Here is a 14,924-nt window from a genome sequence, read left to right on the forward strand (position 1 = left end):
TTAGTGGGTCGCGGGGCGTAGCCATTGCGCAGATCGTGCCGCAACGGTGAAGCCATTGCGCTCGTACAGCTTGACGGCGCGAGTGTTCTCACCGTCGACGTACAGTGACACAGACTTTGGGTTGTGCGTGCGCATGTGCGCAAGCGTCTGATCGAGGAGTACGCGGCCAAGGCCACGGCCGGCCGCAGCAGGCGCCATACCCAGAGCGTAGAGCTCGGTGTCTGGCGCACCACCAGCGGGGTCACCAACAGTCTTCACCCAGCCGTACCCGGCAAGACCCGCAACACCCTCGGCCTCAAGCAAGAACAGCTCCGACGCATCAAACCAGGGCTCTTCGATCATGCGGGCAAAGTCTGAGACGGTAATGCGGCCCTGCTCAGGGTGGGACGCAAACGCCGCGGCGTTCACTGTCACCCAGGCGTTTGCATCGGTATCACTTGTCGGGTCAAGCGTGCGCAGGCTCGTGGCCTCGGGCAGCGCAGGATAGGCGGTGGGCAACATCGCTGGGTCGAGAGACATACGCAGTAGCGTGCGCACCGGGGTGAAACCCTTGCTCGACAAAATCTCTTCGGCATCAGGCTGTGAGCCATGCACCCAGACGCGGATCGCTTCTGTCACCCCAGTCAACATGCCATTCGCGAGCGCGGTACCGACACCATGCCGGCGCTGCTCTGGAAGTACAACGACGTCGAGCTCACCCTCGCCGAGAATGCCGAAGCCGATCGCATCTGCACCGACCTCGATCGCTAGGAAAAGCTCACGAGCCCCAGATTCTGCCGCGATGAACGCTTGGTCGGAAACCGGGGGAGTGCCATCAAACGTTTCTGCTGCAGCCGCGATGGAGCGGGCCGTGCGCACGCCTGAAACGAGGTCTTTCTGCGAAACGACGGTAAGCGTGAACATCGGTGCTCCTCCTTCAGGTGTGGAAACCTTTGGTGCTCATAATCTTACGTGGGACCCCTGACATTCCGAGGAGAGCGCTGCCGAGTTGAACCTTTCGAGGGTGGTTTTCACGGCGTGTGCAAAGATGGAAACTATGAGCGAAACCAACGAGGCACCCGAATCGCACCCGTGGCACATCGGGCGGCTCGTGACGGCGTGGGCAGTGGCGGCAGTCTTTGGCGTCATGGTGCTGGTCTTCGCACCAGCTGAGAGCCGCGTCGCGTGGCTCGTCTTTGCAATCGGACTCGGCTCACTCGTGACCTTTGCACTGCAGCTGGGTACCGCGCAGAAGAACGGTTTCATCACGCGTTTGGCCTTCAGCATTGCGGGCTGTGTGCTGATAACCGCTGGTGTCGACGGCATCGGCACGCTCATCGGTCGCATCTAGACCCGAAACAAATTTCAGAATTAGGAGTACACTGGCATCATGCTTCTCGCGCTTGAACTCTTTTTCCTCGGCCTGCTTGGCCTTGCGTCGCTGGCTATTGCATGGGTTTCCGGCACGGTCATCTACAAGCTCTTCAAAGGCCAGCGCTAAACAACGCGTATTCGCTTCGGCCCCTGAACCATTACGAGCTCGGAGGTCATTCCAGTGAGTAGTCCCTTCATGCATCTGCCTGGCGCTGTTGCGCTCGGCGAACGAGACGTTGCTGCGCATTACGGTTCGCCGTTGCCAGAGCAACGCGCACTCAAGACCGGTCAGGCGATTGTCGATCTGTCCGATCACGCGGTCGTGACAGTGAGCGGTCCAGACCGTCTGAGCTGGCTGCACTCGTTCACCTCGCAGCACCTGCTCGGTGTTCAGCCTGGTGAGGGTGTTGAAACGCTTCTGCTCGATCCGAACGGTCGTATCCAGCACGCGATTCGCCTCGTTGATGACGGTGAAACCGCCTGGCTGATTGTCGCACCCACCGCCGGCGACGACCTCACGAACTTCCTCATGCGTATGCGTTTCGCGCTGCGGGTTGAGGTGACGAACGTCACCGCTGATTACGCGGTCGTCGGCGCATTTGATGCCGGTGACGAGGCGGGCGCGGATCACGCTGCCGCCCACTTGCGTGCTCTCGGAACCGCGGCCGCGCAATGGCGTGACCCCTGGGCGAGTCTTCAGCGCGGCGGCGTCCAGTACGCTCGCGGCGAGCACCCCGGTACGGACTGGTCATTCGTCGCATCCATCTTCCCTCGTGTTGAGCTCACTGGTGTTGTCGAGCTGATCGAAGCCGGCAAGGTTTCGGTAGCTGGCACGCTGGCGCTCGATCCGCTAGAGATTCGTGCCTGGCGCCCGAACTTCGCAAGCGATGTTGATGAGCGAGCGATCCCGCACGAGTTTGATTGGCTCCGCACGGCAGTGCACCTGAACAAGGGGTGCTACCGCGGCCAGGAAACGGTTGCCAAGGTACATAACCTTGGCCATCCGCCGCGCCGCATCGTCATGCTGCATCTCGACGGCTCTGCGGGTGAGCTCCCCGCGGCTGGCGCGCTGGTGTATCGTGCGGGCGAATCAGCCAACGACGAGGCTCGTCCAGTAGGGCGGATCACCCGCGCCGCCAACCATTACGAGTGGGGTCCCATCGCGCTCGCACTGGTGAAACGTGGAATTCCTGAGGACGCCGCGCTCGAAGTGCGTACCGAAGACAGCGGTGAAATCATCGCAGCCACCCCTGAGGTGATCGTTCCCTCAGATGCTGGCGCAACAGCCAATATTCCGAAGCTCAAACGAATCTGACTGAATAGACTGGAACCATGACCAATACCCTGATCCTGCTCCGCCACGGCCAGAGCGAATGGAACGAGAAGAACCTGTTCACTGGTTGGGTGGATTGCCGCCTCACTGAGAAGGGCAAGGGCGAGGCTGCTGCAGCCGGCAAGCTGCTTGCAGACGCCGGCGTGCTGCCCGACGTCCTCTTCACCTCGCTGCTGAGCCGCGCGATTCAGACCTCGAACCTTGCGCTCGACCACGCTGATCGTCTGTGGATCCCGGTAAAGCGTTCGTGGCGTCTCAACGAGCGTCACTACGGTGCGCTCCAGGGACTCGACAAGGCTGAGACCCTTGAGAAGTACGGCGAGGATCAGTTCATGGAGTGGCGTCGCTCGTTCGACACCCCGCCCCCCGCGCTCGACGATGCGAGCGAGTGGTCGCAGGCAAACGATCCGCGCTACAACGGCATTGACGGCGAACGCCCCAACACCGAGTGCCTCCAGGACGTCATCACGCGCCTGGTTCCCTACTGGGAGGGCGAGATTCTTCCCGAGCTCAACTCGGGCAAGACTGTACTTGTCACCGCCCACGGCAACTCGCTGCGCGCACTGGTGAAGCACCTCGAGGGCATCTCGGACGAAGACATTGCTTCGCTGAACATCCCGACTGGCATGCCGCTCGTGTACGAAATCAACGAAGACGGTACCCCGACTGGCAAGGGCCGTTACCTCGATCCCGAGGCTGCTGCTGCCGGCGCTGCTGCTGTCGCAGCGCAGGGTAAGAAGTAAGCTTCTCGTTACTGCGCCAAAAGGGGAGTCCCGTACGGGGCTCCCCTTTTGCTGTCTGCTGCCGCTGCCTGCTTGCTGCCTGCCAGTCCGCACTTCGCGAGCGTCAGAGATCGAGCTTCCGTAAGACGAATTCCCCTGAATCAGTCATACCGAAGCGACCTTTCGCTACCGAAGGTGAGGTGGCCCGAGGCGGTGAGCACAGGGCACAGGCGCAGAACAGCGCGCGGGCACGCAAAAGACGCCATCGGGGTGGTGATGGCGTCGAATTTGCGCGGTCGTTCTCGGAACGGCCGGAAGCAAAGAAGAGAGAGTTAGTTCTCGTCCTCATCGTCGTCGATGTCGTACTTGTCGGCGTACTCAGCCCACATCTCCTCCTCCGACTGTGTCGGAGACTTCGTCGCGAGCTCGCGCTCGAGCGCCGAATAGTTCGTCTCTGGACTGAAGTACTTCAGCTCCCGAGCGACCTTGGTGTGCTTTGCCTTTTGACGGCCGCGCCCCATGCGTGACCCCCTTACCAACTCAGGCCCCGCGAGCGTTAATCCCGCGAGGCAAAACTCATTCAATATAGACGTATAGGGCAGATTCTAGCACGCGATATCTATCAGACCTATCGCTCGCAAGCTCTTCGAACCTGCTCTTCGGTAATCTTCGATGGAGCATTACGATTGAGGCATGACTACCGCTTCCCGTCGCCGCCCTACCGTGCGGGCGCTACTTATTTCACTGCTAGTAATTGCAGTTGTGGTGCTTGGTGCGGTCGCGGTGGTGGTGATTCCGATCTTCACGCACCAGAGTGCGGGTCTGTCCGGGCAGGTTGTTCCAGATTCTTACGTAAGTCGGGATTCCGCGCGTGGCGAGGACGGTCGTAATCGCACGGTCGAAGTTCGCAGTGCGAGCGGTGATGAGCTCGATATGTCGGCGCTCAAGCCGGGCGATCGGATCGTTGTGACGGGTTCCGGCTTCGATGCCGGAATTGGCATATACGTCGGGTTCTGCGCCATTCCAGCGACACCCGATGTGAAGCCTGGCCCGTGTCTTGGCGGCCTCCCCGAGGGTGCGATGGACGGGGAAGTTGACGCTGAAGATCCGCTCGCGAGCGCCTGGGTCACGAGTGACTGGGCGTGGAAGAGCTTCGCAACCCACTCGTATCTCGACACCAAGGCTGGCACCTTTGAGGTGGTGCTGACTGTTCCTGAGGCTACCTCTGAGGGCGTCGACTGCAACGTTGATCGGTGCGCGGTGACCACCCGTTCAGATCACACCGCGGCGAGCGATCGCGTGCAAGACATTCTGCTGCCATACGGCTACGCCAAGTAGCCACGCCTGACGGTGAGCACGGCGCGTGTGCGCGCCGTCAGTCCTAGTGCACGAGCGGGCCAATGACGAGTGTTGCGATCGTGTAGATAGCGAGCCCAGCGAGCGCACCGATCACGGTGCCATTAATGCGGATGAATTGTAGATCTTTGCCGACCTGCAACTCAATCTTCTCGGCAGCCTCCGAGGCGTCCCATCGTTCGACCGTGTCAACCACCACTTGTGACAGATCGTGGCGGTACTTGCGCACGAGGTAGCTCGCGCCGGTGGTCAGCCAGGTATCGATCTTCTCCCTGAGGGCTTCGTCGCTTGCGAGGCGGATACCAAACTGACTGAACGCGGCGGTGATGTGGCGGCGGAGATCGCTTTCGGGATCCGCCAACATTGCAGTGAGCGCGGATCGCACCATGTCCCAGGCGTTCTCAGCAAGGGCCCGAACGCGTGGACTGTCGAATACCTCAGCCTTCAGCGACTCAACCTGTTGCTGTAGCGCGGGTTTGGTCTGGAGGTCGTTCCCGAGCGTGCCAATGAATTCGCCAATGGTTGCCCGGAAGGGATGATCTGGGTCGGTTGCGAGGTTGTGAGCAAACTTCACTGCTTCCGCGTGGAGTTTGCTGTCAACGAAGCCGCTCACGATGCTCGGAACCCAAGCGGGGAGCTGCGCAGAGACCATGTTGTCGAAGACGTGTGGGTGCTCGACGAGCCACTGTTCGAGGCGATCGGCAGCGATGCTCACAACCGCCTCGTGGTGACCGCCCTCGACAAATGTGGCGGTGGCGCGGCCAATTGTGGGAGCCCAGTCTGGCTCGATGATGTTCGTACGAACGAGCGACTCAAGGAGCTCCTGTACGTCGCGGTCGTCGAGCACGTTGAGCACCGCTGTGAGTGCGTCTGCGGTGAGCGCGGTGGCGCGATCCGCGTTCTCAGGCACGGTGAGCCATTCGGCCGCGATGCGTGACCCGCTGATTTCTGCGAGTTTGGCGTCGATAACGTCGTCAGCGAGGAAGTTCTCTTCGATGAAGGAGCCGAGCCCTTCGCCGATCTCGTCCTTGCGTTCAGCAATGATGTTCGTGTGCGGAATTTTGATTCCGAGGGGATACCGGAACAGCGCAGTAACGGCGAACCAGTCAGCGAGCGCGCCAACCATTCCGCCTTCACTCGCCGCGCGAACGTAGGAGAGCCACGGGTAGCGGGACTCGAGTGAGAACGAGATGACGAATAGTACCGCCATGAAGCACAGCAGTCCGAGTGCGATGCCCTGCATGCGGCGGAGGGCGTGCAGACGGTCCCAGTCTGCGGGGGTGACGGCGCCGAGCGAGCGGCGAGAGCGACGGCCTGACATAGGAATCATTATCCTCGCTACGGGATTCCAAGCCCAGTATTGGCTGCTCAGACTGTGGATACGTTGAACGCTCCGCAGGTGCGGGTGGGATACTGGTAGTTATGCAGTTTCTCACAGCGTTGAGCCTCAAGAACCGCGCGTTGATCGCACTTGTCACGATCGTCGCCGCGGTGTTTGGAACGCTCAGCATGAGCTCCCTCAAGCAGGAGCTCATGCCATCCGTGCAGTTCCCTACGGTTGCCGTCATGACGACCTACCCTGGCGCATCGCCCGATGTCGTGAATAACGACGTCTCGACCCCGATTGAAACTGCGCTGCGCGCGGTGCCAAACCTGGAAACGACGACGGCGACTTCGTCGACTGGCTCATCGGTTGTGCTCGCTCAGTTCACCTATGGCGTGGACCTTGCGAGTACTGAGCAGAAGGTCGAACGCGCGGTAAGCCGTCTCTCACGTGTGCTCCCTGACTCTGCCGATAGTCAGGTCATGTCGGGCAGCATCGATGACTTCCCCGTGGTACAGATCTCGGCGACACCGGCATCAAACATGGACGCTGAAGAAGCAGCTGATCTGCTGCAGCGGGTCGCTGTTCCCGCGATTAAGGATCTGCCAGGCATTCGTGATGCCCAGCTGCTCGGCTCGCTTGGCGACCGTATCTCGATCGTTCCGAACGATACGGAGCTTGCGAACCGTGGGCTGACGCGCGATAACCTCACGGCCGCGCTCCAGCAGAGCGGCATCCTGATGGCCGCTGGCACTGTTAACGATGAGGACCGCACGCTCGCTGTCCAGCTCGGTACCGAGGTTGACTCGGTCGAGCAGGTAGGTGCGATCGCGATCCCGCTTCCTGCTTCGGCAATGCTGCCGCAGGTGCCTGTCGAAACTGACGGCGTATTTGGCGACAGCGGTGACGAAAGCGAAACGGCAGAGCCCGAGCCTGAGCCGATTGCGACGCCAGCGACGATTGCTGACGTTGCTGACGTGACCCTCGAGAAGAACCCCGTGAGCTCGATTTCGCGCGTGAACGGTGAGCCCGCGATCACGATTGCTGTCACCAAGACCTCTGCTGCGAACACGGTCGACGTCTCGAAGTCGGTACAGGCCGAACTCGATACGCTCACTGACAAGCTCAACGGCATCGAGCTCAAGGTTGTCTTCGACCAGGCGCCCTATATTCAGGATGCGGTGCACACGCTGACCACCGAGGGCCTGCTCGGCCTGATCTTTGCGGTCATCGTGATTCTGCTGTTCCTCGTATCGGTGCGTGCAACACTCGTAACTGCGATCTCGATTCCCGTTTCAGTGTTGCTCACATTTGTCGGCCTCAACTTCGCTGACTACACGCTCAACATGCTCACGCTTGGCGCGCTCACGATCTCCATCGGTCGCGTCGTTGATGACTCGATCGTGGTTATTGAGAACATCAAGCGCCATTTGAAAACAGAAGAGAATCGTGCCGCCACAATTGTGCACGCGGTACGTGAAGTTGCTGGCGCAATCACCGCATCGACCCTGACGACTGTCGCAGTGTTCCTGCCGATGGCGTTTGTGGCCGGCATGGTTGGCGAGATGTTCCGACCGTTCGCGTTCACCGTGACCTTCGCACTCATCGCGTCGCTGCTGGTATCGCTCACGATCGTGCCCGTGCTTGCGTACTGGTTCGTGCGGCCAGCAGACGAAGAAGCTGCGAAGCTCGCAGAAAAGCCGCGTCGCTACACCGAAGACAGCGTCAGCACGAAGATGCAGTCCTGGTATCGCCCGATCATTGAATGGACCCTGCTGAAGCCCGGCGTCACGATCATCATTGCGGTTGCTGTCTTTATCGGCACGATGGCGATGACTCCGCTCATGAAGACGAACTTCATGGGTTCAGACGAGCAGAACTCGATTGGTCTGACGCAGACACTCGAGCCCGGCACCAGCCTCGACGCGCAGCTTGATCAAGCGCAGCGTGTCGAAGATGCGCTTGTTGACATGGCCGATGTTGAGACCGTGCAGGTCACGATCGGTGGCTCTGGCGGCATGAGCGCCATGTTCGGCGGATCGAGCGACGGTGTCGTCACCTACTCGATCACGACCAATCCTGATGCAAACCAGGAGAAGGTGCAGAACCGAATCCGTGCGGCGGTCGACGATCTGAGCGACGCAGGGGAATTTGCTATTGCCCAGTCGGGTGGCGGCATGACGATGTCGTCGGCGATCGAGATCTACGTGACCGGCCCTGATCAGGAGACCATCGAGCAGGCCGCTGAAGCGGTCACCGCCGAACTCCAGACGCAGAAGGGCATCAAGCAGGTCGAAAGTGACCTTGCTCAGTCGCGTCCCTACCTCAAGGTAGCTGTTGACCGGACGAGCGCCGCAAAGGTTGGCCTCACCGAGAGCGCTGTCGCCGCAATGGTGGTGAATCAGATGCAGCCACAGCAGATTGGCCAGGTCACGATTGACTCCACCGCGGTCAGCGTTTATCTCACCGACCGTGATACCCCGAACGACAAGGCAGCGGTCGAAGCTCTGATGATTCAGACCCCGCAGGGCGAACGTACGCTTGCATCGCTCGCGACGGTCGAGGTTGCCGACGGCCCTGTCTCGATTCGTACCGAAGACACCGAACGTATGGTGACCGTATCTGCACTTCCCGATGGCGATGACCTCGGCAGCGCTGGCACCGCGGTGAACAATGCATTGAAGTCGGTCAAGCTGCCCGCGGGTGCAAGCGCCGAGATCGGCGGCGTTATGTCGCAGCAGTCGGAGGCGTTCGGCCAGCTCGGTATCGCGCTCCTCGCGGCGATTCTCATCGTGTACGTCGTGATGGTGGCAACCTTCCGCAGCCTGCTGCAGCCGCTGCTCCTGCTCATTTCGGTGCCGTTCGCGGCGACCGGTGCGGTGCTGCTGCTGCTCGTGACGGGCACTCCGCTCGGCGTCGCATCGCTCATCGGCGTGCTCATGCTCGTCGGTATCGTCGTGACCAACGCAATCGTGCTCATCGACCTCGTAAACCAGTACCGAGACCAGGGTGAGCCACTGCGCGACGCCGTGATCCACGGTTCGTTGCAGCGTCTCCGCCCGATCGTGATGACTGCACTCGCCACGATTCTCGCGCTCCTGCCTATGGGACTCGGTATTAGCGGTGGCGGCGGCGGTTTCATCTCGAAGCCCCTCGCGGTGGTCGTGATTGGCGGTCTGCTGACATCGACGGTGCTCACGCTTGTCGTGTTGCCGACCCTGTACTACCTTGTCGAGCGGCGCCGTGAAAACGGCCGCGGTGGCCGAGGCCCAGTTGTTGATGGTGGCGGATCCGCGCCCATCGGCGGCGAGAGCTTCGGGCGCAGACGTCGTACCGGCTTTACCCAAGTCGCTGGCGCAGAAGGTGCGGTCGCGGGTGTTGGTACCGGCGCTGGCCTGATCACCGCAGGCACTGGCCTCGAAGCGCCCTCGTACGCGTCTGCTGCGGCTGAGGTGCGAGGCGCGGGGGGCGCGAGCGCCGCTGTTGGTGAGGCGATGAAGCGTGGAGCATCGCTGTTCCGCCGTCGCGCGGCTGATCGCCCGCCGGTTTCACCCGCAGATCTCGAGCTGACCGCTGATGAACTGAACGCGCTCGCTGGAGATCCTGGCGTGAAGCTTCCCGATCCTGAGACGAACCCCGACCCGATCTCGGTGGCCTCGTCTGAGGTGGCAGAGTCGGCCGATCGACCGTTCGACCTCGCCGCGGCTGCGGCTGTTGCTGCCGAAGCTCTCGAAGATGAAGCACGAGTGGCGGAGCGCGACGCGATGCCCGAAGTGGCGGAAGATCTCGAACCCGAGGTGCCGTTCCCGACCGAAGTTCGCAGTAGTCTGATCGACGTTGACGCCCAGCAGGCGCTGCTGAAAAACCTTGTGCAGGCGGGCCTCAACGCTCCCGCGAGCGATGTAGCTGCAGCTGAAAAAGCTGAGGCTGTTGAGGCTGTTGAGAACGTTGAACCGGTTGAACCGATTGAGTCGGTTGAGCCGGTTGAAATTGAGGCCGACGAGGAGCCCGCTACGGTCACCTCTGCGCTTCGATCGCTCGGTCTCAATGTGACGAGCGAGCCCGCGACTGGTGGCATTGAACGCATTGCGATCCACACATCGGAGATTGAGGTCGTGCCTCCGTTTGCCGAGACCGAGGTCATTGACGCAGATGTAGCGAATGACATTGCTGAAGATGAGCTGCTCGTTGAACCCGAGCCTGTTCCTGAGCAGATCGAAGCTGCTGGTTGGGAGCTTGTCGAGCCTGATCCAGCCGAAGACGAGGGCGCTGCAGCCGACCTGAACGCTGCAACGACCTCCGATCCGCTCCCCGGGCACCGCAAGCCATCGGTCGAGGACGTGCCCGCGAGCGCGATCCCGATCACTGGTGAAATCAACTGGGAAGAACTCATGTGGCAGGCCGCGCAGGAAGTCGATGGCGACTCAGAACGCGAGACAGAATCTGACAACGACTCCGAAACGGAAAGCGGGCGCGCGTAAGTGGCAAAGAAAAAGAGTGGCGGCTTCAAGGCACCCGGCAATTACGACCCGCGTCGTGGCAAGCGCCCAACCAAGGCAGGCCGGTTTGGCGTTCCTGATGGGGAGCGCGCCACCGACCGTTCCTCTGGTGGCCGAGGGGCGGATCCGCGCGGCGAAAAGCGAGGCGATTTCACCCCGAAGGGCGCTGGCCGTGATGGCTCGCGCCGTGATGATTCGCGTCGTGATGGTGCGGGTCGTGGCGATTTCGGACGTGATGGTGCGGGTCGTGACGGGGGCGCGAAGGGCGCACCCGTAAAGAGCGGTCAGGCGAAGAGCTTCCCCGCACAGGGCGGCGCCCGTGGCGCGCAAGGTCCCGTGGTGCTTGATGCTCCGCGCCAGGATTCAGGCACAAAACTTGCGAACATCAAGACTCAGGTGACAACCGCGGCTGACGCTGCGCACGCGACGTGGGAAGGCCTCGGCCTCGGCGGCAACATTGTGCGGACCCTCGGTGAGCTGGGTGCGAGCCAGCCGTTCCCGATTCAGGTCGCGACGATTCCCGATGCAATCGAGGGACATGACATCCTCGGCAAGGCTGCGACCGGCTCGGGCAAGACGATCGCCTTCGGTGCCGCGCTGGTTGAGCGCATGCTCTTCCTGAAGGCTGCGGGCAAGATTCCGCCCGCGCCAAAGAAGCCCAAGCTGAAGCGTGGCGAGCGGATGCCGAAGGCAGAAATCCGCAAGCCCCGCGCCGTGATCCTCGCGCCGACGCGTGAGCTCGCGCTGCAGATTGACCGCACGGTGCAGCCCATCGCGCGCTCGGTCGGCCTGTACACCGCGCAGCTTGTGGGTGGCGTGCCCATCGATCCGCAGGTGGTTGCGCTCGAACGCGGCATCGACATTGTGATCGGTACGCCCGGTCGCATCATCGACCTCGTGCAGCGCCGAAAGCTCGACCTGCGTGAGGTGCTCATCACTGTCATCGATGAGGCAGACCATCTCTGTGAACTCGGCTTCCTCGACTCGACACAGAAGATCATGCGCCAGACCGTTCGCGGTGGCCAGCGCATGTTGTTCTCGGCGACGCTCGACCGTGACGTGCAGGAGCTCGTGGAGGAATTCCTGAGCGAACCTCGCGCACACGAGATTGAGGTTGATGCGCGTGCTGGCAAGAACGTTCCTCACCGCGTGCTGCTCGTGCAGCGCGAAGAGAAGGACGCCGCGACCGTGCAGCTCGCTGAGCTCAAGGGCAGTGTCATGATGTTCTGCCGAACCCGTCTCGGCACCGAGCGCGTTACCGAGCTGCTCACCGTCAACGGTGTCTCAGCCGTGGCGCTGCACGGCGACCTGAGCCAGGCTCGACGTGAGCGCAACCTCGAGAAGTTTGCGACGGGCAAGGCCCGCGTTCTCGTTGCGACCGACGTGGCTGCCCGCGGCATCCACGTCGATGATGTTGACCACGTTGTACAGGTCGACGCTCCGCACGATCACAAGGCCTACCTGCACCGCTCGGGCCGTACTGGTCGCGCGGGCAAGCGCGGCAACGTGTTCACGCTATCGCTGCGTAACCGCCAGAAGCTTACGAAGGCGCTGCTCGATGAGGCTGGCGTGAAGCCCGTCTTCTTCGGACCGTTTACGCCGGGCATGAACCCGACGAAGCTGCGCGACTAGGCGAGGGAGCGCGGTGGCGCGCGTTGCGCGTCGCCGGCCTTTAGGAGGGGCGAAGCCTGTGGCTTCGCCCCTCTTTTGCGTCAGCTCTTGCCTCAGCGTTTCGCTTCGGTCAGAGATCGAGCTTCGGTAGTACGAAATACCCCGAATTCGTCTTACGGACGCTCGATCTCTGATCGAGGCGAAGACTTCGGGTGAAGTGGCTCGCTAGATGCCGGGCGCGCAGGCGCTAGCTCGTGTACCAGTCGTACCACTCAGCGGCATCCGCGAAGTAGGCGCTCGTGGCCTGATCACGCGAAGTGAGAATCTGATTCTGGGCTTCCGACAGGGGTACCCCGTCGGTGAGTAACACTGCCAACATGAGCGCAGGGCTCCGGGCGGCACCAAACTCGCAGTGGACCAGCACGTTCGAGTCGTGCAGCGCGAGGTGCTCGTGGATATGCTCGATGCCGTCTGAGAAGTACCACTGGGGGAGCGGATCACCAGCGTCTTCAACTCCGAGGTTTAAGTAGGTGACCCCGTGGGGCTGCCAGAGTGCAGAATCGTCGGTCCCCTTTCGGCAGTCCACGACGAGTCCAATGCCGAGTTCGAATGCTTCCCGGAGTTGAAGCTCGCGTTTGTGCTCGTCAAGGTTCGTCGGGGCAGCTCCAAGGAACAGCCGCGGAGTGATCTTGGAGATGTCTAGCTGAGTCAAATAATCACTCTCCTTCTTCCAACGAGTAGTCGTAGGCGATGCGCTCGAAATCGACGGGGTAGAGGTCGTGCGTGGGGGCATCGGTCGTCGCCGCGCAGTGGGCTTCATCGATTGCCTTGACTGCCTCCTCGAGAAGAGGAGTGGGGACGAGCGGGATCCAGTTCGCGTTGTCAGCGAAGGTGCCTGGTTGAGCTGCCTCGGCCAGAACGAAGAAGTCTGAGCTCACGCCACGGGAAGACTCATTCGTCCATACGGTTTCACCACGGTATTCGGCCAAGGCTTCGCCCATGCGCTGACGGAGGTACCCGATCTCTTCTCCGTCAAGCTTGACCGTGTACGCCTCCGGGACATGGTGCCCCTGGTCGTGGAGCTCGTAGTGCCGTGCCGCCCGGGCGAAGCTCGAGTAGCTCGCGGAGACGGTGTCGTATGTCACGACTCGTGGGCCTGCAGCGGAAGCAGTGGGGGCAGCGGAGGCAGCAGCCGCGGGGAATGCGACAGGTTCGATCTCGACCGTGCCGGCGGGCGTTCCTACTGGAACGCTGGAGCCGTCATACACCGGCAGCTCCCGTAGCCAGTCGAGCAGCTCACCGTGCTGCGAAGTGACGAGGCCCGCGATGAGTACGCTCGCCTGTACAGTCTTCGCATCCTCACTCACAAAGTCGAGTTGCTCGGAAATGGTCAGCAGATCGTTGAAGCTGCACAGGCTCCGTGCGGTCTTGAGGTGAGACCATTCGCTGAGCCAGGCTGACTGGGCGGCAGGGTCTTCGAGCCAGTTGAGTAGGCTGGCTTCCTCACTGCCGAGGTAAGAAACCACCTGGTTGGGGAATTGCTCTGTCAGATGCTTGGCAAAGTGCAGGCAGGCAGCACCGTCTTCACCAGTTCCAAAGTAGCCACCGAGAAGGACGAGCCGGTCGTCTTCAAACCGGTCGAGACCGAGAGCCGAAACAAGGCGCGAGAAGTGCGCGAAGTCACCGTTTGCTTCGGGGATCACACGGATTCTTGTCATCTTCCCTCCTTCGAGTCTGTGATGGTCAGATTAGCTGAGGCTTTCGAGCTTGGTACTGGCAGTGCTTTCGTGCTGGGTCTAGAGGGCCGCGAGAGTAGCCTCGCGCTGCTTGATCGCGCTGCAAACGTTGGCCAGGAACTGGATAACATCTTCCTTCGTCTGAGGGAGCTGAACAGCCTTGTCAGCGAGGTGACCCTCCCACAACGGGCGAACCGCACCGGCTTCGTCCACATACGCCTCAAGGTGGTTCTGCTTGATGAAGTCATCGAAGCCGCCGGGCATTGCCTCAAGGTTGAACTGGGGAGCTACGAGGTCGCCGCTAAAGAATTCCTTGAACTTGTCATTCCGGATATCCCGGAGGGCAAGATCCCAGTAGTCATAGTTTCCCCGAAGACGGTTGAAGCTCCGATAAGTCTTGAGGCTTTCGAGCTGACCGGTATAGACCGGAACCAGCATCATGTTGCCGCGGGTGTGAGTGAGCACTGCAAACTCGGCAAACAGCTCGTTAACCTCGGCATACTCTCCGACAAGGCAACGTTCCAAGAGCTGCTTAACGCCATGGGTCTCGTGTGTAACGTTGTAGGTCTCGCCGTACCAAATCTGGATAGCGCGCTTGTAGGTGTTCCAGAACGAATTCATCACATCGGGCGACGCTGAAAAGCCAGTCGCTTTGAGAGCTTGAAGCTCAGCCGCAAGCGCGATGGTGTCGCATTCCCTCCCCACGGCCTTGAATCGAAGGAAGCTCAGCACGGGCTCGTTCGGGTCATACACATCACCCAGGATCTCCTGCTTGAAGTCGTAGCCAGTCGGGTACTGCTTGAACGAAGCAGCAGTGGAACGGGGAGTGACAGCCATGTCTGAAACCTTTCGCGACGGGTGAATGCGTTGGGTTCATGGAGCTGTTCGCTGCAGAACCACGCTGCCCTCTAAGTCTAAAAACGAGCACTGACATTTCAAGGTTCGGAAGAGTCTGGGCATGTCGACGAGAGCAGAATTCCGGAGGCGGAC

General features: G+C 61.2%; 12 protein-coding genes. 6 read left to right on the forward strand and 6 right to left on the reverse strand.

The window, feature by feature from the left end; all coding sequences use genetic code 11:
• Complete coding sequence (gene mshD, locus ICL81_RS04615) at positions 1–903, reverse strand: mycothiol synthase (protein ID WP_188033775.1); 903 nt, start codon at positions 901–903, stop codon at positions 1–3.
• Positions 904–1,036: 133 nt separating this feature from the next.
• Here mshD and ICL81_RS04620 point away from each other — a divergent pair, with 133 nt between their 5' ends.
• The 3 genes from ICL81_RS04620 to ICL81_RS04630 all read left to right on the forward strand — a co-directional run bounded on the left by ICL81_RS04620 (position 1,037) and on the right by ICL81_RS04630 (position 3,429).
• A complete protein-coding gene (locus ICL81_RS04620; RefSeq protein WP_188033776.1) occupies positions 1,037–1,330 on the forward strand; it encodes a hypothetical protein in 294 nt (97 codons plus the stop codon).
• A gap of 219 nt (positions 1,331–1,549) precedes the next feature.
• A complete protein-coding gene (locus ICL81_RS04625; protein WP_188033830.1) occupies positions 1,550–2,668 on the forward strand; it encodes a folate-binding protein YgfZ in 1,119 nt (372 codons plus the stop codon).
• Between the two features lie 17 nt (positions 2,669–2,685).
• A complete protein-coding gene (locus ICL81_RS04630) occupies positions 2,686–3,429 on the forward strand; it encodes a phosphoglyceromutase (protein ID WP_188033777.1) in 744 nt (247 codons plus the stop codon).
• 311 nt (positions 3,430–3,740) lie between these two features.
• Here the strand turns inward: ICL81_RS04630 and ICL81_RS04635 are convergent, their stop codons facing one another.
• The gene (locus tag ICL81_RS04635) at positions 3,741–3,929 is read right to left on the reverse strand and encodes a DUF3073 domain-containing protein (RefSeq protein ID WP_188023316.1); all 189 of its coding nucleotides are present in this window, start codon (positions 3,927–3,929) and stop codon (positions 3,741–3,743) included.
• Between the two features lie 172 nt (positions 3,930–4,101).
• Here ICL81_RS04635 and ICL81_RS04640 point away from each other — a divergent pair, with 172 nt between their 5' ends.
• A complete protein-coding gene (locus tag ICL81_RS04640; protein ID WP_188033778.1) occupies positions 4,102–4,746 on the forward strand; it encodes a hypothetical protein in 645 nt (214 codons plus the stop codon).
• 43 nt (positions 4,747–4,789) lie between these two features.
• On the opposite strand, the gene ICL81_RS04645 is transcribed toward ICL81_RS04640, so the two are convergent.
• Positions 4,790–6,094: a DUF445 domain-containing protein gene (locus ICL81_RS04645; RefSeq protein ID WP_251381750.1), complete on the reverse strand. Its 1,305-nt coding sequence runs from the start codon at positions 6,092–6,094 to the stop codon at positions 4,790–4,792.
• A 92-nt stretch (positions 6,095–6,186) separates the two neighbouring features.
• Between ICL81_RS04645 and ICL81_RS04650 the strand changes: the two genes are divergently transcribed.
• Both ICL81_RS04650 and ICL81_RS04655 read left to right on the forward strand, forming a co-directional pair.
• Positions 6,187–10,569, forward strand: coding sequence for an efflux RND transporter permease subunit (locus ICL81_RS04650; protein WP_188033779.1), 4,383 nt, complete (start codon positions 6,187–6,189; stop codon positions 10,567–10,569).
• Positions 10,570–12,219 (forward strand): DEAD/DEAH box helicase, encoded by a 1,650-nt coding sequence (locus tag ICL81_RS04655; RefSeq protein ID WP_188033780.1) that lies wholly within the window; start codon positions 10,570–10,572, stop codon positions 12,217–12,219.
• Between the two features lie 226 nt (positions 12,220–12,445).
• On the opposite strand, the gene ICL81_RS04660 is transcribed toward ICL81_RS04655, so the two are convergent.
• The 3 genes from ICL81_RS04660 to ICL81_RS04670 form a co-directional block, all read right to left on the reverse strand.
• A complete protein-coding gene (locus tag ICL81_RS04660) occupies positions 12,446–12,910 on the reverse strand; it encodes a dual specificity protein phosphatase (protein WP_188033781.1) in 465 nt (154 codons plus the stop codon).
• Positions 12,911–12,914: 4 nt separating this feature from the next.
• Positions 12,915–13,916, reverse strand: a complete 1,002-nt coding sequence (locus ICL81_RS04665) for a hypothetical protein (RefSeq protein WP_188033782.1) — start codon at positions 13,914–13,916, stop codon at positions 12,915–12,917.
• Positions 13,917–13,994: 78 nt separating this feature from the next.
• The gene (locus ICL81_RS04670; RefSeq protein ID WP_188033783.1) at positions 13,995–14,771 is read right to left on the reverse strand and encodes a hypothetical protein; all 777 of its coding nucleotides are present in this window, start codon (positions 14,769–14,771) and stop codon (positions 13,995–13,997) included.
• Positions 14,772–14,924: the final 153 nt, after the last annotated feature.

Source organism: Leucobacter sp. cx-328, from assembly GCF_014530035.1.
GTDB lineage: Bacteria > Actinomycetota > Actinomycetes > Actinomycetales > Microbacteriaceae > Leucobacter.